Here is a 21,033-nt window from a genome sequence, read left to right on the forward strand (position 1 = left end):
GCAGAAAAAAAGCATTGTTGCGTTTATTTAGGACGGATTCTCACCTATTAACCCACTAATCTGATATGGCAGTACCGAATGTCATCTAAAAATTGACTAAAAAGGAGCTCAGCATGTCAGAACTTACGTTTTACACTCATCCGATGTCCCGTGGCCGCGTGGTGCGCTGGATGTTGGAAGAAGTCGGCATACCCTACTCGGTAGAGGCGATGGAGTTTGGTTCAGAGATGAAATCTGAGGACTACTTGGCCATAAACCCCATGGGGAAGGTGCCTGCCATCAAGCATGGCAATACGGTGGTGACGGAAGTGGCCGCTATTTGTGCATACCTGGCGGATCAGTTCCCAGATAAAAAGCTGTCACCGCCCCCGCAATCTCCCGAACGCGGAACCTACTATCGCTGGCTGTTTTTTATGGCGGGTCCGTTCGAAATGGCCACCAGTGCCATGACGTACAGTTGGAAAATCGACAGCAGCAACGCACAGGCCGTCGGCTGTGGGCAAGTGGAAGACAGCATCAATACGCTTGAAAAAGTACTCAGTGAAAATACCTATATCTGCGGCGATCAGTTTACCGCCGCAGATATATTGGTCAGCAGCTATCTATGGTGGGAAACGATGCAGAAGAACATCCCGCCAAACGAAGTGTTCAAGCGTTACATAGAAGAGCGCATGGAAAGCCGACCAGCCGCCAAACGGGCCAATGAGTTGGACGATAAACTGGCTGAGAAAATGAAGCCTGTCTCCATCTGATGATCTTGTCGGCAAAACCTCTGGCTAGCGGCGTGTTTGGAAGGTGTCGACGCTGGCCAGCCTACCCATATATCGCTACTGTATTCGCTTGTGCTAAATAAGGCCGGGAGCCGTTCATGCAAAGCGATATCTCCATCAAGCGGCTAAGAGCCGACGACCCTAACGCTGAAACCGTCGCGGGCTGGACATTTGCAAGCTGGGGCCATTTACATCCTGGTCTCACTCAAGAACAGGCTATTGAGCGTTTAAAGGCTGAATGTGGCCAGGCCGGGGTGCCCTCAATCTTTGTGGCCATGCAAGACGAAACCCCTGTGGGCACCGCCAGCCTGATTGCCGATGATATGAGCATTCGCCGTGAACTTTCCCCCTGGCTTGCCTCAGTATTTGTCGTGTCCGAATGGCGGGGGCAGGGTATTGCCTCTGCGTTGGTGCGCCGGGTAGAAGCCGAAGCCATTGAGAACGGCATCGAGCTCTTCTATCTCTATACCCCCGACCAGCAGGCGCTCTATCGACGCCTGGGTTGGCAAGATGTAGAAAGCCTTGAGTACCGGGGCGAAACCGTTACGGTGATGTCACGGCGGTTGAGACCTAACCGTGGTCAGGGAAAACCGCTGTGTTGATATCTCAATGCTTTATGGGACGCGTGATGCGCTTGAGCTCAAGGTAAGCGTTCAAACCCGAATCGCCCAGTTCACGGCCTATGCCACTGCGCTTCATACCACCCCAACTGCCCTGGGGCGGTGCTATCTGGTCGTTGTTGCACCAGACGTTGCCGGCCTCCAAACGCCGGGCGATAGCCTCTGCGCGGTCGGGATCACCGGCCACCACCGTGGCGGCCAGACCAAAATCGCTGTCGTTGGCCAGGGCAATGGCCTCTTCGTCGTTAGCCACTCGGCGTGCGCAGAGCAGTGGTCCAAAAATTTCCTCCCGCCACAGGCGACTGGTGGTAGGCACTTCGCGATAGAGGCGCGGTGCCACAAAAAAACCACATTCAGGCAAGGTGATGGGGGGTGTCTCGCTATGGAGATCCTCTGCTCTGGCTTGGGCGATGTAGGCGTTCACTCGGTCCCGCTGAAGGGCGCTGACTAAGGGCCCCATATCGGTCTCCTTGGCCATGGGGTCACCTGTTTGCAGTGCGGCCATGGCGGCGTCGATGGCCGCGTAAAGGTCATCCGCCAAGCTTTCATGGACAAGTAGTCGACTGGTAGCTGAGCACATCTGGCCGGCGTTGTAGCAGATACCGGCCATCACCAGATCCCGAGCGACTGTAAGATCGGCGTCTTCGGTAACCAGAATCGGTGACTTGCCGCCCAGCTCCAGGGAGACTGGCCTGACACCCTGAGCAGCGGCGCGCATCACCGCTTCGCCCACCGCGTTGCTGCCGGTGAAGGATAACTTGTCGATGTCGGGATGGCGGCTCAACGGGGCGCCGATACCCTCGCCGTCGCCCAGCAGTAGATTGAATACGCCTGGTGGCAGGCCTGCCTCCATGACAATCTCGGCCAGTATCTGCTCGGGCAGAGGGGTAACCTCGGAGGGTTTGAACACCACCGTGCAGCCATCGGCGAGCGCTGGCGCCAGTTTCCAGGCACTACTGACCAACGGGAAGTTCCAGGGGGTGATCAGCCCCACCACACCGATGGCATCCCAGTAGTGACGCGCTTCCAGGTCGGGTTGACCCGCCTCTGCAACGGTTCCCTGGCGTTGACCCAGAGCCACGGCGGCCTTGGCGTAGTAGCGGTAACAGTCGATAGCGTCGTCCAGGTCTTGGTAGGCTTCCGCCAGAGGTTTGCCGTTGTTGCAGCTGGAGAGTTCAGCGAGGGCCTGGCGGCGGGTTTCAAGCCCCGTCGCGATGGCCTCCAGGTGCGCGCCTCGGCTTGCCTCCGGCGTGGCTCGCCAGCCGGGCAGGGCGCGCTGGGCCGCTGCCACGGCGAGATCGACGTCTGCCGGATCACCGCAGGTCACCTCGGCCAGGAGGGATTCGTGATAGGGATCGAGCACCTGGCGGTACGTCTTGCTTCGGCTCGGCACCCAGGCGTTGTCGATAAACTGTTCGTACAGGATGTCTTTGGGGGCGCTTATGGAAGCAGTCATGGCGTTTTTCCTGTCCAGCGAATGGGCAGCCAGCGGTGTCGCGTTGGCCGCATGCCGGGAAAGTTGATCTCTACAAGACGTAGCGCCAGCGTTAGCACCACGGTGGTGGCCAAGTAAATACCGGCGATCAGCAGCAGGGGTTCGTAGACCAGGAAGGTCTCGTCACGGATGATATTGGCTGCTTGTAATAGATCCATCAGGGCAATAGTGGAAACCAGCGGGACCGACTTGAGCAGCAGGATCATCTCGCCGGTAAGGGTGGGTAGGCAAAGTTGGATGGCTCGTGGTAGCCACAGTCGGGTAAGTATCTGGAATCCGGAGAGGCCGAAGGCGCGACCAGCCTCGAGTTCGCCCTGGGGGACGCTCAGCATCGCGCCGCGGATCACCTCGCCGGAGTAAGCGCCTACGCTGAGAATGAAGGTCACCGCAGCGAAGAAGAAGGGATCGCGTAGCAGCGGCCAGAAGACGCTTTCGCGAATGCCCGGAACTCCCTCCAGCAGGCGACCTACGCCATAGTAGAAGAAGAACAGCTGCACCAGTAGTGGGGTGCCGCGCATGACAGTGGTAAAGGCCCAGGTCAGCCAAGCCAGGGGACGGGGCCCGCGGATCCGTGCCAGCGCCACCCCCACCGCTAGCAGCAGACCGCCCACCGCCGAGACCAGCAGTAGCCAAAGGGTATTGATAAACCCCTCCCACAGGTAGTCCTGATAGAAAGGATCGCTCAGCCAGGAAAAATCCATATCAGGCCTCCGAGGGTTGGCCGCGCCGCACATAACGCTCAAGGCGCGCGAACAGTGCTGTGGAGCTAAGCGTCATTAGCAGGTAAATAACCCCGGCGGCGGCATAGAAAAGGAAGTAGGCACGGCTACTGGCGGCGGCTTGCTGGATAGTGAAAAACAGTTCGTTGAAGCCGATCACACTGATCAGAGCGGTGTCCTTGATCAAGATCAGCCACAGATTCGACATGCCGGGGAGGGCGTTGGGCAGCATCCCCGGCAGCACGATGCGGTGAAAACGGGCCCAGCGCGAGAAGCCAAAGGCATCGGCGGCCTCCAACTGGCCTTGAGGAATGGCCAAAATAGCACCCCGGAATACTTCGGTCATATAGGCACCCTGAACGAAGGCCAGTACGCCCACCGCGGTGGCGAAGCCGGTGATCTGCACAGCACCTGCCATGCCCAGATACGCCAGTAGGGTATCCAGTGCCTGGGCACCGGCATAGTAGAGCAGGAGGATCAATAACAGTTCGGGCACCGCCCTGATCAACGTGGAGTAGGCAGTGGCCAGACCGCGTAAAGGCGCCCAAGGGCTGAGCTTTGCGCCAGCGCCCAGCAGTCCCAACAGTAGTCCTATGGCGTAGGCCAGCACGGCGATCTGTACCGTGGTTAGCGCGCCGCTAAGAATGGGGCCGGCCCAGTCACCGAGCCCCTCCGGTGTCATAGCTGTCATGGTCGACTATTTCCTCGGTCACAGAGCGAATCCCCGATACCTATGGCACCGGGGGAGGCAACAACAGTCAGTTGTCGCTTACTCGTAGACGCAGACATCGGTGCCCAGGTACTGCTCAGAGAGGCTGGCGCAGGTGCCGTCTTCGATCACCGTGGCGATGGCGGCATTAAGGGCTTCGCGTAGCTCATCATCATCCTGGCGCAGGCCGATACCGATGCCTTCGCCATAAGCTTCATGGCGGGGAGCGGTGGCCTTGATCTCGAAGCCTTCCGCCTCGTCGCGCTCAAGGAACTGCAGCATGGCAATCTCATCCGCCAGAATGACATCCAGGCGCCCTGAAAGCAGGTCGTTATTGACCTGTTCCGCCTGATCGTAGAGGCGGACATCCACGCCGCTGTCGCGCAGTTCACGGCGGGCGTAGGTGGCGTTGGTAGTCGCTCCTTGCACCCCCATCACCAAGCCGTCCAGTCCCTCGGGAATAGCGAGCGTGGCATCGCTTGCTGCCACATAAGCGCCTGGTGTGAAGTAATAGGGGCGAGTGAAGTCGATGACCCGCTTGCGCTTCTCGGTGATCGACATTGAGTTCATGATCATGTCGATGCGTCCGGCATTGAGTGAGGGAATAATGCCGCTCCAGCCGGTGGGCGCGATTTCGCACTCGCGGTTCATGGCATCGCACAAGGCATGGGCCAGGTCCACTTCAAAACCGGTCCAGTCACCGCTGGCCGCCTTGTAGGTGAAGGGCGGATAGGGCTCGCCGGAAATGCCCACCTTGAGTGGCTCGGCGGCTTGGGCGGAGTGGCCGAGGCCAAGTGCGGTCACGGCGGTAGCGATCATCATCGGGAATTTCATGGACTTCTCCTGTCGTTATGGTGTTGTGGAGCTATCAGGCCGCAGGCGCCATAAACTGGCGGCAGCGGGGATCATCAAAAACCTCTTCCGGTGTGCCCTCGGCAGCGATGCGCCCCTGGTCGAGGTAAACCAACTGGTCGGAGACTTCTCGGGCAAAGTGCATCTCGTGGGTGACCAGTAGCATGGTGCGGCCCTCGTCGGCGAGTCCGCGGATCACCCCCAGTACCTCGTTGACGCGCTCAGGATCCAGCGCTGAAGTCGGTTCATCGAAGAGCAACAGCCGGGGTTCCATGGCCAGTGCCCGAGCAATAGCCACCCGTTGCTGTTGCCCGCCGGAAAGGAAGGCGGGGTAAGCATCACGCCGATCGGCCATCCCCACCCGCTCTAAATAGTGCTCACCCAAGGCCGTAGCCCGCTTGCGGGAAAGCCCCTTGACCCGCATGGGGGCTTCAATGACGTTGCCCAGAGCGGTTAAGTGGGGCCAAAGATTGAATTGCTGGAAAACCATCGCCACCTTGGCACGCAACCGTTGCAGTTGGCGCCGATCCAGACCAGTGATGCCGCCCTGGGGATTGCGGGTGAATCGAATCGACTCATCCGCAATCGCCAGTTCGCCCTGGTCGGGTCTTTCCAACAGGTTCATGCAGCGCAGCAAGGTGCTTTTGCCGGAGCCGCTGGCGCCGATAATTGAAGTAACGCTGCCTTCTGGCACTTCGAGAGAGATACCCTTGAGCACCTCAAGATCGCCAAAATGTTTGTGGAGGTGATTAGCCACAACCGCCGGTGCGGGGGCGGCGTGGGGACGAGATGCAGGCGGAAATGATGATGTCATAGGCAATCGGCCTCCTGAGCCGGGGTAGGTGATAGTTCAGCTCGGGCGCGCTCGGCACAGGCTGCCAAGCGTAGGCTGGCGGCGGTGAGGTGCTCGGCGTCAACGGTCAGGCTGAGCCGCACAAAGCCCGCTGCTGAGGGCCCAAACGCTTCGCCGGAGAGCACGGAGATGCCCTCCTCGTCGAGCAGGCGATCAGCAAAGCTTTGGGATGAGAGGCCCGTGGCACGAATATCCACCATCAGAAACATTCCCGCTGGTGGACGGATAGCGGTCACCGCAGTGCTTTCAGCGAGTGCCTCGCAAACAGCGTCGCGCCGCGCCCGATAGGCCTCACGCATGGCGTGCAATTCAGCGGGCGGTGTCTGAAGGGCATCGCAGGCAGCGTCCTGAATAAAGTCCGGGCAGCCATAGAGCATGCATAGCGCCAAGTGGGTGATGTGCTCAATCAGCGCTTCGGGGCCCAGTACCCAGCCCAAGCGCCAGCCGGTCATGGCGTGGGACTTGGAGAGACTGCTGACGATCACGCTGCGTTCGGTCATGCCCTCTAGCGTGGCGGGGCAGAAATGTTTGCCCTCAAAAATCAATTCGGCGTAGACCTCGTCGGTGATCAACCATAGGTCGTGGCGTCGACATAGGGCGGCGATGGCTTCCCAGGTGTCGGCGTCGATCAACTGGCCGGTGGGGTTGTGGGGGCTGTTGAGCAGGATCGCCCGGGTCTGAGGTGTGATGGCGGCCTCCGGAGCGACCGGGTCGAGGCGGAAGTCTGCCTCGCTGGGAAGCGGCACCTGCACCAGTTCTGCGCCGGTGGCACGTAGCACGGCTTCGTAGGTGACATAGCTGGGTTCGGGCACCAGTACTTCGTCGCCGGGATCCAGCAAGCACTGGGCAGCGGCATACAGACCGCACTGGGCACCGGCCATGACAATCACGTTATCCGGGCCTACCTCAAGGCCCTGGCGGCGATAGCCGTCGGCGATCACCTGGCGTAGCGCCAGCTTGCCCTGGACATCGGCATAGTGGGTAGCACCACCGCGTAAGCTGGCCACCGCGCGCTCGACAATCGGCGTTGGGGTGGCAAAATCCGGGTCGCCTACCGAGAGTAAGGTGATTTTTTCACCAGCGGCCTGACGGGCCAGGGCGCGGTAGTGAATATCCCAGGCCGCTGCTCCTTCGCCAGCGATACGGCCGGTGAGTCGTGAATAGTGCATAGGACGCCTATTTGAGTTCTGATGAGAAGGAATCGTCAGCGCCATCCAGCCGCCGTATTTCGGCCTGCCAGGCTCGATCGCTGCCAGCGGGGCTTGCCGCCCAAGATGCGTACTGTCGGGCTACGTGTTCGGCCATGGAAGGCGATACCAAACGCAGCGTCTGGCCGGTGGCCTGAGCCGCCAACTGTGCCTGGCAACTACGCTCCAGGTTGCGCATGCGCAGGAAAGCGTCACCAACGCTTGGGCCACAGGTCAGTAAACCGTGCTGACGCAGGATCATGGCCGAATGATCGCCCAGGTCGTCAGCCAGACGTTGGCGTTCATCGAGCGCCAGCGCAATGCCTTCGAAGTCGTGGTAGGCCAGCCGATCGTAGAACTCCAGCGACCACTGGTTGAGCGGCAGGAGGCCCTCCTCGAGACAGGAGAGCGCAACGCCAGCCACGGTGTGGGTGTGCAGCACACAATGAACGTCGGGTCGGGCATTATGGAGAGCGCTGTGTATGGTGAAGCCGGCCGGGTTGATGCCCAGCCCGGTAGGGTCGTCGAGCACCTTGCCGTCGGCGTCTACTGTCACCAGACTGTCGGCACGCACCTCAGAGAAACGCAGGCCGTAAGCGTTGAGCAAAAAGCGCTCGCCGGGAAGACGCGCCGAGATATGCGTATCGATACCGTCGTCCATGCCGTCCAGGGCGATCAGTCGATAAGCAGCGGCCAAGTCCCGGCGCACTTCCCCCTCTTGAGAAGCACCAGCGCTCATAGACTGGCTTCCACTGCGGCTTGGGCTTCCTTGCCGTCGTAGGTGGTTACGCCTTCCAGGAAGCTAGCGACACGTTCAGGGTGTTGTTCAATCCACTCTCTGGCAACCGCATCAAGGTCTCGCTCTTCCAGGCTGAAGGCGCTGATGAATTCGCTTTGCTCGTCGGCGGAGAAGGTGAACTGATCGAGCAAGCGGGTCAGGTTGGGGTTGGCCTTGGTGTAACGTTTAGCGACGATGGTTTTAACATCGCTTTGCCCGTTGTTCTTGCCAAAGACGCTCTCCGGATCATCCAGGATATGCACGTCGTACTCGGGTATCATCCAATGGGGCGTCCAGCCGTAAAAGAGAATCCAACGGTCCTCGTCTACGGCAGCGGCGACCTCGCTGAGCATGCCCGGCGTGGAGGACGGCATCCCTTCCCAGTCGCCAAGACCATAGGTATCTGCCTCGATGGCGTTCTCGAGCATGTCAGTGACGGTGGAGCCACTCTCGATGCTGTAGACACGGTGGTCAAAGCGTTCGGCAGTTTCAGGATCGGCCAACTGTTCGGCGCTGGTCACACCCGCCTCATGGACGTAGCCTGGCACCGCGAACCCCATGCGGGCCCCTTCCACGTTGTTGCCCAGGTCAACAATCGCACCGGCCGCCATGGTGGCGTCGTAGCTTTCCTGCTGGGCAGGCAGCCAGCCGGCCAGGAAGGCATCAGCCTCGTCGCTCTGCAGGGTCTGATAGCCCACTGTAGAGCTGACCTCCAGTGTCTCAACGCGATATCCCAGCGGCTCTGCTAGCTGGGCGAGGATTTCCGACTTGACGGTGACCCCTGGCCAGGGGGGAACGATTAGACGCAGTTCATCGCTGGCATCCTGGGCCGCCTGGGCAGTTAGCGGCAGTATGCCGATCAGTGTCATGGTGGTTAAAAAAACTTTTTTACGCATGTCAGGGTCCTTGTGTGTCGATTAATCGATCTATTATTGATGGCTTTTGCTATTTACACAGTGTTCATCCAAGTTGTGGCATCCACTTCGATCAGCAGCGGTGAGTTGTCATCTCCCAGTTGTGTGAGTGCCTTACCCAGGGACGCGGGGCCGCCCACTGCGCGATAGCGGCAGCTGAATGCATTGGCCAAGTCGGCAAAGTCTGGCGCCGTCAAGTCGACGCCCAACTGTGGCACCGCGTGCATGGCCATGTAGCGGCGAATTTCGTCATAGCCTTGGTTGTTCCAGATCAGCACCGCTACTGGGTAGGGCAGGTCACGGGCAGTGCCAAGCTCGCCGAGCACAAACTGCACACCACCGTCCCCCACAAGAGCGACCACCGGTCGTTCTGGGCAGGCCAGGGCGGCCCCGAGGGCTGCCGGCAGGCCATAGCCCAAGGTGCCGTAGCCAGTCGCCGAGTTGAACCAACAGCGAGGCGCGGGCAAAGAGGCCAGGAAGTTGCCGGCATACACCGGCCCGGTGGAGTCGCCCACCAAGATGGCATCGGGAAGCGTGGCCAGCAGCGTGGCGTAGAGCGGCACATAGGGGGTCAGATCGGGGTCTTCATGCAGTGCCAGCGCCTGACGAGTCGCGGCGGCGCGTCCATCAGACTCGAGGCGGTGGGGCAGTGCCCGCAACAGCGCGGCCATGGTCTCGCCAGCATCGGCGACCATGGCCAGATCGGCACGCTGATTGCGGCCAAGTTGCTGGGGGTCGATGTCGACTCGAATGAGCTGTCCGTTGAGGTGGAAGCCGTCATCAAACACCAGATCGTAGTCGGTTTCGCCCAGCTCGGTGCCCAGTGCCAGAATGACGTCGGCATCCGCCGCCAGGGCACGTGCGGCGGGCAGGCTCATGGTGGCCCCCAGATCGAGGGGGTGGTCCAGACCCAGCACGCCCTTGGCATTGATCGTCGTCAGAACCGGAGCCTGCAGCCGATTTACCAATGCGCGGGCAGCCTCGGGGGCCGCCATGCAGCCGCCGCCAAGCAGTAACAGTGGGCGCTCGGCCTGGCTGAGCCACTCGGCAGAGCGAGCAGTGGCGGCGGGCGCCGGTGCCGGAGGAAATACCTCGATCGGACGCGGCAGATGATCGGCCACCGGGGCATCAAACAGGTCGATGGGAATCTCGATGTGCACTGGCCCGGGTCGTGCACCGCGAAAGGTGGCGAAGGCGCGGGCGATGATCTCCGGTAGGGCGGCCGGGTCGTGCAAGGTGTGGCTAAAAATACTGACGCCCGCCAGGGTTTGTTGCTGGTTAGGCAGCTCATGGAGCCGCCCCTGGCCACGCCCTAGGGTGTTACGGCGGTTGACGCTGGAGATCACCAGCATGGGCACCGAGTCAGCCATCGCCTGGCCCATGGCCGTGGCAATGTTGGTCATGCCGGGGCCGGTGATGATAAAGCAAGCGGCGGGACGACCGCTGGCGCGAGCGTAGCCGTCGGCCATAAAGCCCGCGCCCTGCTCATGGCGCGGGGTGACATGGCGGATTGGGCTCGCGCCCAGGGCACGGTAGAGCTCGATCGTGTGTACCCCAGGGATGCCAAAGACGGTATCCACCTCATAGGCTTCCAGCAGGCGTAGCAGCAACTGGGCGCAGGTCTGGCTCATCGTAGCGCCTCTTCGGGGAGCGGCTCGGGGAGTCCACCGTGGGGCGTACGCCCCAGTACGCGCTCGACCATGGGGACGAAGTGTTCCAGGGGCAGGGTGTCATAATCGGGGTCAAAGCTGGCCTGGTCCCAACGGTCGCAGAAGAGGACTGTGCGCTCATAGGCGGGATGGTCGCGATATTGCTCCCGGGCGTGAGGGTCCTGGCCGAAGAAGTGCCGGTAATGGTATCCCTGAAAGAGTTCGTGGTGACGAATCATCCAGGCGTTGAGTGGATCGACGAAAGGCTCGAGGATGGCCGCGGCGACCTCGGCGTGGTTAGCCGGGGTCAGGTCGTCGCCGATATCGTGAAGCAGCGCGCAGACGACCATTTCCTCGTCGGCACCATCGCGCAGCGCCCGGGTGGCGGTCTGCAGGCAGTGCTCGTAGCGATCAACCGGATAGCCGTGGTGATCACCGGCCAGGTTGTGCAGGTGGGCGAGTACCCGGCGCGGGGTATCGGATAAATAGTCACGGAAGCGGGCATCAATCAGCGCCCAGTCATCGCGCTGAGCCTCACCGAAGTAGCGAAAGCGAGCTTGTTTCATGCGGGTTCTCCTTGGGCCTTTGGAGTGGCGAGCCGCTGATGCAGCACGTGGCGACGGCTAGCGGTGCTATCGCGATCGACATAACCTTGACGCATATGGCGTACGCCGTCAGCCAGTTGAAAAGCACTGCGCCCATGCAGCAAGCGATAGTTATCGATAATCAGCATCTGGCCCGGGTCGAGCTTAAGGTGCAGGGTCAATTCTTCGCCGGTGATTAACTGATAGAAGGCTTTGCGGGCGGCATAGTATGCCTCCAGCTCTTCTACAGGCAGCGCTGGCATGTTTTCGGTACGGTTGGAATAGCGCACCCGGGCAGGCTCGCCTCGGCTGTCCAGTTCGATTAGTGGGCCTTCGCTTTCCAGGTAGGTATCGGCGTCGCAATAACGAAAGCTGGGCGTTACCCGAGTGAGGCAGGCGTAGGCGTTCGGGTCGCGCTGACGCAGCAGGCGCGCCGCCATAAAGCCATCGGCCAGGGTGCTGTCGCCACCTTCGGCGGCATTGGCCAGGCAGTGTAGCCAAATATAGCCGGGGATGGGATCCCGGTAGGGATTGTCGGTATGGGGCTCCAGGCCGCGCTGAGTCATGGTCAGGTCGTAGGCGTTGGCCACCGATTTGACGTCGGCGATGCCGCCCCAGTTGGTGCGTCTTAGCGGGCCAATGCGATCAATGAGCGGCTGCATGCCGTCATTGTTGGTGGGCACCCCCGAGACGACGACAAAGCCGTGGCGATGTAGCGCATCAAGCATGGATAGCAGCGCCGAATCGTCTTCAAGGGCGGTAGCGAAGTCTGCTTTGGGGTGTGGCGCCTGGGCGGCATCCCAGAGTTGCCGGGGCGAATCGCTGGCCTGCTCGTTGAGCAGTTCGGCTAGTGTGAAGGTGGTGAGGTGCCCGTCACTGAAGCCTAGCGTTAGTTGCCCATCAGCCACATCGGCCGTCTCAATCATCAGGTCCAGCGGTAGCTCGGCGGCTTCGATCAAGCGTTGGCCGGTATAGGGGTCTCGGGTGGCATCATCGGGACTGCGTTCACGTAACCAGAGGGGGGCAAAGTCGCGACGATGGCCGTCAGCCTCAATCCGTAGGCGACGGCCCTGTGCTTGAAGGTTGACGGTGACGGATTGGGACATGGGGACGGCTCTCCGCAAATAATCGGTTGCTGACGACTGTATTGGCTAGGCTCATCATTGCCTTGCCGACGTCTACCCTATCGCTGTTTTGGGTAACAGACTTGATAAAATTAGCCTTTTATTGAATAATTTTAGCCATGAAAGACAGCATACCTGAGGGCTGGCCCTATCCACGCCCGGATTCGCCGCCGCTACTAGACTTCGTAGAGGCCGAACAAACATTGAATGTGTGGCTATTGCCCAAGTTTTCCATGCTGACCCTTTTCTGCCTCCTGGAACCGTTACGGGTCGCCAATCGATTTGGGCGTAACCTCTTTGCCTGGCGCTTACTGTCCTCGGATGGGGAAGCCGTGGTCGCGAGTAATGGGGTGCGCATTGATGTTGATGGGCGTCTCGATGATGTCGATCAAAACGCCCATCTGATGGTGGTCTCCTCCTACGAGCCAGAGGCCACTACCACGTCGCATGAGCGGTCGATATTAAGGCAGGTTGCAGCGCATGGTGGCTGGCTCGGCGGGTTGGATACTGCCCCTTTTATTCTAGCCCGGGCGGGGGTGCTGGAAGGGCACCGGATCGCAATGCACTGGGAGTGTATACCGGCCTTTCGACAGGAGTTTCCTGACCTCACCATCAGTGATGCATGTTATGAATTTGGTCACGGGCGCTTGACCGGTTCGGGAGGCGTGGCCAGCATCGATATGATGCTGACCTGGGTGGAGAGTTCCTATGGGCCCGCGCTAGCCGATGCTGTGGGACGCCAAATTGTGCATCAGCGGGGTAACACGGATAGCGCATCCATGGCTCACGGCCGTCAATTGGCACATCTTCCACGGACAGTGGTTCGAGCACTGGCGGTGATGGAAGCCCACTTATCACAAGTCATACCCATTCCCGATATTTGTCGCATGATTGGGCAATCACAACGGCAATTGACAAGGCTGTTCATGGCCCATTTTGGGGAAACCCCGAAGCAGTGCTACCTGGGTATGCGGCTCGACCAAGCACAACGTATTCTGGCCGATAGCCGTTGCCGAGTGACCGAGGCGTCATTGGCGACTGGTTTCACTCAGCCGGCCCATTTCGCGCGTGCTTATCGCCAGCGCTTCGGGGAAGCGCCTAGTACCACGGCTGAACGTGGCAGCCTGTCCGCCGGTAACTAGTCAGTTGCTGCGATACGCTTTTGTCGCTTGGTGCGTTGCACGATGCGGTAACGCGAGCGGACTTCGTCGCGTTCCAGATAGCAACCCTGCAGCCAACGCTGGCCGCTACTGCCTTCGAAGGCATCACGTGCATGCAGTAGCCTACGGTTATCGAAGATGACCAAGTCACCGGGGTGGTAGGTGAATCGCATCGCGAAGCTGGGGTCACGCAAGCGGCGTTGTAGTGCCATTAACGCTTCATAGGCTGGCTCGACTTGGTTGAAATCGGTCTGCAGGGGACCCCTCAGGAAATCGGCGATGCGGACTTCGAGCAGCTCACCATGCGCATCGCAGCGAATCACTGGTTCATGCCATACATAGTCGGTGGTCTGGGCCGTATTGGCGAAGCACCATCGCACTTGTCTCAAGGTGTCGAAGACTTGAGGTTCTTCATCGCGCAGTGCCTCGGCAATGGCAAAACCGTCCATCATCACTGCTTGGCCGTCCGTAACACTGTTTTCCAGACAATGCAGCAGCTGTAGTCCCGGCTGGTATTCGCGTGTTGGTAGATCCACATGCGGTGGCAGCGCAATCGATGTATAGGCGTTTGAATCCGGGTTGGGTTTGGCCTTCACATCGAAGAGTTCACCGAAATTCGTCGGCCGGATAGGGCCAATTCGCCGGGCGATGTTAGCCAGTGTGCCGGGGGCGGTGGGCAGGTTTTGAAGCCTGACGAGACCTTGACTCAAAAGGCTTTCCAGCGCCGGTTCCAACAGAGCAGTGTCGACGGGGCTGCCTGACGGGTGATCAAGCCAGCCGTTGGCATCGAACGTATCAGGGGCCTGCTTATCGCTACCCCGCCATGTCGTTACGCTAACCAGCGGTGCATCCTGAGTATGGCCGTTGGAATAGTCATGGGCTCGCAACCAACCGGGATGAAAGCGTAATTGCCGCTGCTCAGGTGCAAAGGTCAGGCAGACGGCGCCACTCTCCTCAAGCTCAGCACTGGCGAGCGTTGGCCAAGCGGTCAGACTTGAAAGATCCAGTATGCGTTCACGGGTGGCGGGGTTAATCGTTGAATCATCGGCAGCATTTTCGCGCAACCAGACGCTGTGATAGCGACTGAATCGTCCATCCTGCCAGTAAACATGCAGCTCTCTTGGCTGATGTTCAATCGATGCAATCGAAACGTCGACAGGCCAGGCATCGTAATCGGGCGTAGGTGGCAAGGAATCGTGGGTGTCTAGGGGCATGACGGGCGCTCCGTTATGAGGATTGGCATTCATTCGCTTTTGATGCCTGCCACATTGCCAGCAGGATGATGGCGCTGGTGCGCGCAATGCGTCATGGGCTGTGCTGTATATGCCTTTTTAAGGCACTAAGCGTTCAGCGGGTGCGACGTTCGGTCTGGCATGATGACGAACGTCACTGGGTGTATAACCGAAATGTTGCCGGAATGTGCGAGAAAAACTCGATGCGGAATTGAAGCCGCAGGCAAGGGCGATTTCGATGATGTCGCGCTGAGTTTCGCGCAATAGTTGGCGGGATCGCTCGAGCCGCAAAGCAAGATAGTAACGGCGTGGGCTGCTGCCCAACTCTTGCTCGAATAACCGTTGAAGCTGACGCAACGAGATATTGACCTGTTCAGAGATGTCGGCAATCGTTATAGGGTGTTCGAGGTTTGCTTCCATCAAGGCGACAGCTCGTAATAGTGCGGGTTTACGAGAGCCGAGTCGGCCGGATAGCTCGAAACGCTGGCGGTCCTCGGGGTGGCGAATATGCGCATGAATGAGCTGTTCCGACACCTGCTGAGCCAGTGTATCGCCATAGCGCCTCGCGATTAGGTCCAGCGACATATCCATGGCGGCTGTGCCTCCCGCACAGGAAAAACCAGACTTGCTTACTTCAAAGAGAGATTCGACGGCGTTTAAGTGCGGATACGATTCACGGAACACCGGTAGGCTCTCCCAATGCAATGTGATCGTCTGGTCGTCCAGCAAGCCAGCGCTTGCCAATACAATCGCACCGGTGTCCATGCTTCCGAGTACGCAACCGCGTTGTGCCTGGCGATGCAGCCACTGCGTTAATTGACGGGAAATCGATTTCTCGGGCTCGAAGCTGGCACAGACAGCCAGGCTGGATATATCGGGATAGGGGGTCAGTCCTTCATCGGCCATTAGCGTCATGTTATTGCTGGCCGTCACGGGATCCCCCGATTCACTAATCACGCGCCACTGGAACAATTCGCGCCCGGCAATGCGATTGGCAATGCGGAGCGGTTCTACGGCTGAGAAAAACGCCACCATGGCAAAACGAGGGAGCAGCAGAAAACCGATACGCTCAGGGGATTTTCCTTGGTACTGCAGTCGCATGCGGTAAAGTTCCTTGATGCTGGTCGGTAGTGAGTCCTGGTCTTACAAAGTAGATGTTTTTGCATTGGGCTTTTACGATGCCGATGAGGACATGGCAGCCATCGCCTTCGATAGATGTGAGGTAGCATATACCTGCTTGTAGACAGCCAACAATGTCTTACTGAACAAGCGCTTGGTTGAGGGGCTGGGGCGTTTCCAGTGGTCAAGCGTTTCATGTTGCCGTTCCTTGGTTGTACCTGCCTGAATATACAAGACGTTCAGCCCTGTGACTTAATCTCTTAACGTTTGTCGCCTATGCTTAGAGTGAATAGCATTTATGCACCGACAAAGGCATCGCGATGAGTCATGCACTAACGGGACACAACCGCCCTCAGCAAGTAATTAAAGCCATCCAGCAAGCCAACGCGCCATTGGCCGCGGCGACCCGTCAAGCCAAATACGCCAAGATGGCGGCGTCGCCGTATCGTTTCTTCCGGGGTACCAATCATCTGTACTGGCAGGATGTATGGCACGACTGGCGCTTTGCGCTGTTTGGGGGGTGGCCCAATACCCAAACCTGGTTGCAAGGTGACGCCCATGTCTACAATTTTGGTGCTTACGGTCATCATGATGACCAGGTGCGCTACGGCATGGATGATTTTGACGATGCGCTGATCGGTGACTACCAATACGATCTGTGGCAGCTGGCCATCAGCGTGGTATTGGATGGTCGTGAAAATGTCGAGCTCAGCCCTAAGGCCATTGATAAAGCTCTTAAAAAGCTATTGGAAGGTTACTGTCACACCGTGGCGGATTATACCGATGACGTGCCCATAGAGGCGGTGACGCTGGAGAGCGCTAAAGGCCAGCTGAAGCCTTTCATGAGCAAGGTGGCGGACAAGCAGAGCCGTGCGCGGATGCTCGAAAAGTGGACCACCCTCGACGACGAGCATGGCCGTCAGTTTGCGGAACGCCCCGGCAAGCTCGCTAACTTGCCGGCAGACATGGCCAGCCAGCTGCGTCGACTGATCGAGCAGGAATACCAGCAAACGCTTCAGGATCCGATAAAAGAGAGCGACCCCCGCCATTTCCGTGTAAAAGACACCGCTCGCCGGTTAGATGCAGGCACCGGATCGCTTGGGGTAGATCGCTATTATGTGTTGATTGAAGGTGGCGCTGACCATGAACACGACGACATCATTCTGGATGTCAAAGAGCAGGTGACCCCGGAAGCGTATCGCTTTATGGACAAGGCTCAACAGCAGGCATGGCGAAAGCTATTTCCCAATGAAGGCATTCGCCACGCGGCGGCGTTTCATGCCATTGCGGAACATCCGGATGCCTATCTGGGTTGGTTAACCATGAACGACAAGATGTTTTCGGTTCGCGAGCGCTCCCCCTTCAAGAAAGACTTTCCCACCCATAAACTTTCCGGCGGAAAGCCGTATCGCAAGCTCGCCCAGCAGTGGGGGCAGATTCTTGCCCGCGAACACCTGCGCGGTGCGCAAGCGCTGAATAACGGCGATCATCGGGCGTTTGCCATGGCGGTTTGCCAGCGGCTTAAAGGGCGTGAAGAGCAGTTTGTGGATGTCGTGTCGACCTTGGCGATGGCTTATGCTGATTGCGTCGTGCAGGACTACAGCGTGTTCATCGATCACTTCCTGGCGACTGATTCACCTTAGGCTGCGATCAACCTGGATTACTGTGTTTGCTGCCTGCCGAGTGTAAAGCCATGTTCTTCAAATGACTCGGACCATACAACGCAGCGGTTACGGCCGCTGCGTTTGGCGTGATAAAGCGCTTCATCCGCGAGTCGAAGCAGCTTATGCGGATCATGAGTGTGGTCGGCGTAAGTGGCGATGCCGCAAGACAGCGTGATGCGCCTAAGTGGTATTCCATGGTGAACACAGGCGCATTGGGCAACAGAGGTTAACAGCGTATTGGCGCTGGATTCGGCTGTTTTGGCGGAGGCATCCGGGAGGAGAGCCACAAATTCTTCACCACCAATTCGGCAGACCACTCCCAACTCCATGAAGTGTTGAGTGAGTACAGAGGCCAGTTTGACCAGTACGGCATCGCCTGCGTCGTGGCCAAAGTAATCGTTGATGTCTTTGAAATGGTCAAGATCCAACATCAACAACGAGAGTTGGCTGCCATGCTGCTGAGCACGACGGCACTCATGGTCGAATACCGTGTTGAAGTGGCGTCGGTTGTGAAGGCCGGTAAGGGAGTCTTTATATGAAAGGCCCTCTAATTCCCGAACCAGCTGATCAAGCTCAGCAGTGCGGGCCGCCACTTGGAGTTCCAGGGTCTCGTTGGACATTGCCAGTTGCTGTTGAGTGCGTCGGTAGTGCCATAGAAATATCGCCGCGATGGCCAACGCAAAGGCCAGGCTGCCATAGCTTAACGGCACCGTACGCCAGGCCACAAAACCATGGGCGACAACCATATCGGCGAGTAACAACGGCGCGAAAAAGGTAAAGCTGAGTACCAGCAAGCGCTGTTCGAGGTTGAGCTGATGAAAGCGAAAGAGGGCGAGTAGCAGCATAATGGGTAAGGAGATGGCCAGCAGAACATCGAACACCGGGAAGGTAATCGAGAGGCTGATAATGCCTAGCTGCACCAGGCCAATGGCAATCACCAGGTAAGCCACATGCAAGACCCAGAGGCGTTGAATCCAGCGCTTGGCCGTGCCCTCAAGCCAATGGCTGAGCAACATCCCTAGCGCGATTGGTAAGGTATAATAGCTGCCCGCTCTAAGCGTATCCCAAGCCAGAGGGCCGTCGGCGATCAGTTGGCGGGCAGGTGCTTCGGCAAGCAGCATCAGTCCAGAGGCGTAGGCGAACAGCGCGATGGCCAGAAAACCACGCCGCTCAGGCCCCATAAGAGCGAAAATGGTTGCCAGAATTGCAAGCACCAATACGAGCGCACTGACGCCAAGATCCTGGGCCGACTCATGGATAACGTGTTTGAGTACATCAATACGCTCCATTACCTGCACTTCGCCCCAAAGGCCAATACTGGTGTAGTAGGAATAAAGCCGGAAAGTGAGTGTTTGACCAGCGGCGTCTTGAGGTAGGTCGATCATATGCCAAGGCCAGCCAGCAAAATCGCCTCGCCCCTGGTCGTCAAACTCCCCGTACTGATAGATCAGCTCATCGCCGAGGTAGGCTTGGCCAATTAAATTGATACTGGTGATATAAAGGACGGGGTCATTCCAATCACCTTCAGGCAACGTTGTGCGTAACCAAAGGTGCTGATGCCCCCCGCGGCCAGGGGGGTTAGAGGGGGATGTCGTTGATTGCCAGTCGGTGGATTCACCCTCTAACCATTCGGGCGTGCCGTTTGCATCCAGAGGAGAATCGCCCCAGCGGTATTCCCAGTCTGTTATCGGTTCAGGTGGCGGGTCTGCTTTGAGTCCATTAGAGAATGTCGTCAGCAGGATCAGTGAGACGATCAGCAGAATGCAATGGCGTATGGCGAACCCACGGGGCAGCATGGCGAACGTCCTCGTTTTGTATAGCGATCATTCTGCTGATTCAAGGCATCAACAATACTCAAGACTTATGGTTGATGTGGCATGGTACGAGTGCTTTAGCAGTTCAGCCCAGTTTAACCAAAAAGGGCGCCAAGGGGATGCTGTTTCTTCAACGGTGCCTCGCCTTAGGCGTACCCAACCCCGGCTTGATAGGGTGACTGCGATAGACGCACGACCCATTACCGTGCGCCCGCTTGTCTAATACTTACTGCCCGCCGGCAGCACCACCAACGATCCCGCTTTGGAAGCCGTTTTCGCGACCGCCGTTGCGGTTTTTCAGGTGGCTGGCAACGGTATCTTCCGGTGAGCCGGCCATTTCGCGGAACATGCCCATCGAGCCGAGTAGCGCGGAAGATTCGTAAGGTACAAAGACGCGTTCGCCGTCTTTGGCCATATTGGGCAGACCTTTGATGTAGCTCTGGCCCAGCAGGTAGCCAACAACCGTGCGCTTGTTCTCTTCGCTGTCGCCAATCGCGTTGAGTACCAGCTTGATCGATTCCTGCTCGCCCTGGGCACGCAGAATGGCCGATTCTTTATCGCCTTCGGCGTTGAGAATAGACGATTCCCGCTGGCCTTGGGCCATGGCGATAGCGGCGGATTTCTCGCCTTCCGCCTCTGTAACGGTGGCGCGGCGCTTACGCTCAGCGGCCATTTGTAAGCGCATTGCCGACTCAACCTCATCGGGCATGGCGATATCCTGCACCTCGACGCGGGAGATTTTGACGCCCCACTTGGAGGCTGGCTCTTCCATCGCCGCCTGAATCTCGTTGTTCACTTCCGCGCGGGATTCAAACAGTTTATCCAGTTCCATCTTGCCCACGACCGAACGCAGTGTGGTCTTGGCCAATACTTCCACTGCCTGACTCATGTTTTCGACTTCGTATACCGCCCGTTTGGGGTCGATAATCTGGTAGTACAGCGCGCCATTGATGCGCACGGTGACGTTATCGGTGGTCACGACAGGCTGGCCGGGGAAATCCATGACCGTTTCGCGGCGGTCGATACGGGTTTCATCGGTGGTAATGGCCGTATAGTCCTCACCCATTTTACGATAGCGAAGCATGCTGATGGCGCGCGGCTGCTCGATAAAAGGAACAATGATGTTGATGCCGCTTTCGAGTACCCGATGAAACGAGCCAAGACGTTCAATCACCATCACCTCGGATTGGCGAACGATCACCAGGCCCTTCGAAATAATCAATATGCCGATGACGACAATAATCAGGCTTATCAGTAGGCCTGGGCTGACGGGTAAATCCATTTTCATCACTCCTGGTGTTGGGACGTCTCATCCTGACGAGCGTTGTCGGCAGGTGCGAGACTGACAAGGGCGGTGGTGCCTTCAAAGCGTTTAAACACCACAGGGGTGCCATTGGGCAGGTCGGTTTGGTCATCTTCAAGTACGCGCAAACGATAAAAATCGCCGTTGATCTTGATGCCGGTGGCATTATCGAAATCGCGTTTCAACGACATGTAGCGGTTGCCTTTCTCCACGCCGGTACCGGTGGTGCCATAGTCGACACCCTTGGGTGAAAAACGCGGGCGAATCACCATTACCCCGAGTGGCACCAGCACGCCGGCAAATATTCCCATGCTGATCAACTGCCAGGGGAGCGTCAGGCCAAGCGCTGTTACCGCTGCTGTGAGCGCTGCGGCGACCCCTAGGGCAAGCAGCAGCATCGCGCCAGAGGTGAGCTCTGCCAAACTCAGTAGCAGGGCGAGTACCAGCCAGCTGTAAGCAGGGTTCCAATCCATGGGGGCTCCGTTGT

At 58.5% G+C, this 21,033-nt stretch carries 20 protein-coding genes; 4 read left to right on the forward strand and 16 right to left on the reverse strand.

Features of this window, described 5'->3' with window-relative positions:
* Nucleotides 1–113 precede the first annotated feature (113 nt).
* Nucleotides 114–752 carry a glutathione S-transferase family protein gene (locus tag HXW73_RS04205; RefSeq protein WP_186255042.1) on the forward strand — a complete coding sequence of 213 codons (639 nt, stop codon included), beginning with the start codon at nt 114–116 and terminating at the stop codon, nt 750–752.
* A 116-nt stretch (nt 753–868) separates the two neighbouring features.
* Entirely contained in the window at nt 869–1,372 is a 504-nt protein-coding gene (locus tag HXW73_RS04210; protein WP_186255043.1) for a GNAT family N-acetyltransferase, read from the forward strand.
* A gap of 4 nt (nt 1,373–1,376) precedes the next feature.
* On the opposite strand, the gene HXW73_RS04215 is transcribed toward HXW73_RS04210, so the two are convergent.
* The 11 genes from HXW73_RS04215 to tmpA all read right to left on the reverse strand — a co-directional run bounded on the left by HXW73_RS04215 (nt 1,377) and on the right by tmpA (nt 12,236).
* Entirely contained in the window at nt 1,377–2,846 is a 1,470-nt protein-coding gene (locus HXW73_RS04215; RefSeq protein WP_186255044.1) for an aldehyde dehydrogenase family protein, read from the reverse strand.
* The gene (locus tag HXW73_RS04220; RefSeq protein WP_186255045.1) at nt 2,843–3,586 is read right to left on the reverse strand and encodes an ABC transporter permease; all 744 of its coding nucleotides are present in this window, start codon (nt 3,584–3,586) and stop codon (nt 2,843–2,845) included. Before HXW73_RS04220 ends, HXW73_RS04215 begins: the two co-directional genes overlap by 4 nt.
* Before the next feature lies 1 nt (nt 3,587).
* A complete protein-coding gene (locus tag HXW73_RS04225; RefSeq protein WP_186255046.1) occupies nt 3,588–4,295 on the reverse strand; it encodes an ABC transporter permease in 708 nt (235 codons plus the stop codon).
* A gap of 78 nt (nt 4,296–4,373) precedes the next feature.
* Entirely contained in the window at nt 4,374–5,147 is a 774-nt protein-coding gene (locus tag HXW73_RS04230) for a transporter substrate-binding domain-containing protein (RefSeq protein ID WP_186255047.1), read from the reverse strand.
* 34 nt (nt 5,148–5,181) lie between these two features.
* Complete coding sequence (locus tag HXW73_RS04235; RefSeq protein WP_240538708.1) at nt 5,182–5,979, reverse strand: ABC transporter ATP-binding protein; 798 nt, start codon at nt 5,977–5,979, stop codon at nt 5,182–5,184.
* A complete protein-coding gene (locus tag HXW73_RS04240) occupies nt 5,976–7,187 on the reverse strand; it encodes a pyridoxal phosphate-dependent aminotransferase (protein WP_186255048.1) in 1,212 nt (403 codons plus the stop codon). The genes HXW73_RS04235 and HXW73_RS04240 overlap by 4 nt, the downstream gene beginning before the upstream one ends.
* A 7-nt stretch (nt 7,188–7,194) precedes the next feature.
* Entirely contained in the window at nt 7,195–7,944 is a 750-nt protein-coding gene (locus tag HXW73_RS04245) for a class II aldolase/adducin family protein (RefSeq protein WP_186255049.1), read from the reverse strand.
* Nucleotides 7,941–8,879: an ABC transporter substrate-binding protein gene (locus HXW73_RS04250; protein WP_186255050.1), complete on the reverse strand. Its 939-nt coding sequence runs from the start codon at nt 8,877–8,879 to the stop codon at nt 7,941–7,943. The genes HXW73_RS04245 and HXW73_RS04250 overlap by 4 nt, the downstream gene beginning before the upstream one ends.
* 53 nt (nt 8,880–8,932) lie before the next feature.
* Nucleotides 8,933–10,528, reverse strand: a complete 1,596-nt coding sequence (locus tag HXW73_RS04255; protein ID WP_186255051.1) for a 5-guanidino-2-oxopentanoate decarboxylase — start codon at nt 10,526–10,528, stop codon at nt 8,933–8,935.
* Nucleotides 10,525–11,112: an HD domain-containing protein gene (locus HXW73_RS04260; protein ID WP_186255052.1), complete on the reverse strand. Its 588-nt coding sequence runs from the start codon at nt 11,110–11,112 to the stop codon at nt 10,525–10,527. The genes HXW73_RS04255 and HXW73_RS04260 overlap by 4 nt, the downstream gene beginning before the upstream one ends.
* Entirely contained in the window at nt 11,109–12,236 is a 1,128-nt protein-coding gene (gene tmpA, locus HXW73_RS04265) for a 2-trimethylaminoethylphosphonate dioxygenase (protein ID WP_186255053.1), read from the reverse strand. Before tmpA ends, HXW73_RS04260 begins: the two co-directional genes overlap by 4 nt.
* A 137-nt stretch (nt 12,237–12,373) precedes the next feature.
* On the opposite strand from tmpA, the gene HXW73_RS04270 reads away from it, so the two are divergent.
* Entirely contained in the window at nt 12,374–13,396 is a 1,023-nt protein-coding gene (locus tag HXW73_RS04270) for a GlxA family transcriptional regulator (RefSeq protein ID WP_186255054.1), read from the forward strand.
* On the opposite strand, the gene HXW73_RS04275 is transcribed toward HXW73_RS04270, so the two are convergent.
* Together HXW73_RS04275 and HXW73_RS04280 are read right to left on the reverse strand one after the other, a co-directional pair.
* Nucleotides 13,393–14,628 carry a TauD/TfdA family dioxygenase gene (locus HXW73_RS04275; RefSeq protein WP_186255055.1) on the reverse strand — a complete coding sequence of 412 codons (1,236 nt, stop codon included), beginning with the start codon at nt 14,626–14,628 and terminating at the stop codon, nt 13,393–13,395. The two genes, HXW73_RS04270 and HXW73_RS04275, sit on opposite strands and share 4 nt — an antisense overlap.
* Before the next feature lie 117 nt (nt 14,629–14,745).
* Nucleotides 14,746–15,747 carry a GlxA family transcriptional regulator gene (locus tag HXW73_RS04280; protein WP_186255056.1) on the reverse strand — a complete coding sequence of 334 codons (1,002 nt, stop codon included), beginning with the start codon at nt 15,745–15,747 and terminating at the stop codon, nt 14,746–14,748.
* 338 nt (nt 15,748–16,085) lie between these two features.
* Between HXW73_RS04280 and HXW73_RS04285 the strand changes: the two genes are divergently transcribed.
* Nucleotides 16,086–17,408 (forward strand): DUF2252 domain-containing protein, encoded by a 1,323-nt coding sequence (locus HXW73_RS04285; protein WP_186255057.1) that lies wholly within the window; start codon nt 16,086–16,088, stop codon nt 17,406–17,408.
* A 17-nt stretch (nt 17,409–17,425) separates the two neighbouring features.
* Here the strand turns inward: HXW73_RS04285 and HXW73_RS04290 are convergent, their stop codons facing one another.
* The 3 genes from HXW73_RS04290 to HXW73_RS04300 all read right to left on the reverse strand — a co-directional run bounded on the left by HXW73_RS04290 (nt 17,426) and on the right by HXW73_RS04300 (nt 21,019).
* Nucleotides 17,426–19,225, reverse strand: a complete 1,800-nt coding sequence (locus HXW73_RS04290; RefSeq protein WP_186255058.1) for a GGDEF domain-containing protein — start codon at nt 19,223–19,225, stop codon at nt 17,426–17,428.
* Nucleotides 19,226–19,469: 244 nt separating this feature from the next.
* Nucleotides 19,470–20,525, reverse strand: coding sequence for an SPFH domain-containing protein (locus HXW73_RS04295; protein ID WP_186255059.1), 1,056 nt, complete (start codon nt 20,523–20,525; stop codon nt 19,470–19,472).
* A gap of 5 nt (nt 20,526–20,530) precedes the next feature.
* A complete protein-coding gene (locus HXW73_RS04300; RefSeq protein ID WP_186255060.1) occupies nt 20,531–21,019 on the reverse strand; it encodes an NfeD family protein in 489 nt (162 codons plus the stop codon).
* Between the last annotated feature and the right edge of the window lie 14 nt (nt 21,020–21,033).

This window comes from Halomonas sp. SH5A2 (genome assembly GCF_014263395.1).
Taxonomy (GTDB): domain Bacteria; phylum Pseudomonadota; class Gammaproteobacteria; order Pseudomonadales; family Halomonadaceae; genus Vreelandella.

Bases quoted from the DNA above. Each gene is read 5' to 3' on its own strand.
- HXW73_RS04205 (WP_186255042.1), top strand. From the start codon at position 114: ATGTCAGAACTTACGTTTTACACTCATCCGATGTCCCGTGGCCGCGTG.
- HXW73_RS04210 (WP_186255043.1), top strand. From the start codon at position 869: ATGCAAAGCGATATCTCCATCAAGCGGCTAAGAGCCGACGACCCTAAC.
- HXW73_RS04215 (WP_186255044.1), bottom strand. From the start codon at position 2,846: ATGACTGCTTCCATAAGCGCCCCCAAAGACATCCTGTACGAACAGTTT.
- HXW73_RS04220 (WP_186255045.1), bottom strand. From the start codon at position 3,586: ATGGATTTTTCCTGGCTGAGCGATCCTTTCTATCAGGACTACCTGTGG.
- HXW73_RS04225 (WP_186255046.1), bottom strand. From the start codon at position 4,295: ATGACAGCTATGACACCGGAGGGGCTCGGTGACTGGGCCGGCCCCATT.
- HXW73_RS04230 (WP_186255047.1), bottom strand. From the start codon at position 5,147: ATGAAATTCCCGATGATGATCGCTACCGCCGTGACCGCACTTGGCCTC.
- HXW73_RS04235 (WP_240538708.1), bottom strand. From the start codon at position 5,979: ATGACATCATCATTTCCGCCTGCATCTCGTCCCCACGCCGCCCCCGCA.
- HXW73_RS04240 (WP_186255048.1), bottom strand. From the start codon at position 7,187: ATGCACTATTCACGACTCACCGGCCGTATCGCTGGCGAAGGAGCAGCG.
- HXW73_RS04245 (WP_186255049.1), bottom strand. From the start codon at position 7,944: ATGAGCGCTGGTGCTTCTCAAGAGGGGGAAGTGCGCCGGGACTTGGCC.
- HXW73_RS04250 (WP_186255050.1), bottom strand. From the start codon at position 8,879: ATGCGTAAAAAAGTTTTTTTAACCACCATGACACTGATCGGCATACTG.
- HXW73_RS04255 (WP_186255051.1), bottom strand. From the start codon at position 10,528: ATGAGCCAGACCTGCGCCCAGTTGCTGCTACGCCTGCTGGAAGCCTAT.
- HXW73_RS04260 (WP_186255052.1), bottom strand. From the start codon at position 11,112: ATGAAACAAGCTCGCTTTCGCTACTTCGGTGAGGCTCAGCGCGATGAC.
- tmpA (WP_186255053.1), bottom strand. From the start codon at position 12,236: ATGTCCCAATCCGTCACCGTCAACCTTCAAGCACAGGGCCGTCGCCTA.
- HXW73_RS04270 (WP_186255054.1), top strand. From the start codon at position 12,374: ATGAAAGACAGCATACCTGAGGGCTGGCCCTATCCACGCCCGGATTCG.
- HXW73_RS04275 (WP_186255055.1), bottom strand. From the start codon at position 14,628: ATGCCCCTAGACACCCACGATTCCTTGCCACCTACGCCCGATTACGAT.
- HXW73_RS04280 (WP_186255056.1), bottom strand. From the start codon at position 15,747: ATGCGACTGCAGTACCAAGGAAAATCCCCTGAGCGTATCGGTTTTCTG.
- HXW73_RS04285 (WP_186255057.1), top strand. From the start codon at position 16,086: ATGAGTCATGCACTAACGGGACACAACCGCCCTCAGCAAGTAATTAAA.
- HXW73_RS04290 (WP_186255058.1), bottom strand. From the start codon at position 19,225: ATGCTGCCCCGTGGGTTCGCCATACGCCATTGCATTCTGCTGATCGTC.
- HXW73_RS04295 (WP_186255059.1), bottom strand. From the start codon at position 20,525: ATGGATTTACCCGTCAGCCCAGGCCTACTGATAAGCCTGATTATTGTC.
- HXW73_RS04300 (WP_186255060.1), bottom strand. From the start codon at position 21,019: ATGGATTGGAACCCTGCTTACAGCTGGCTGGTACTCGCCCTGCTACTG.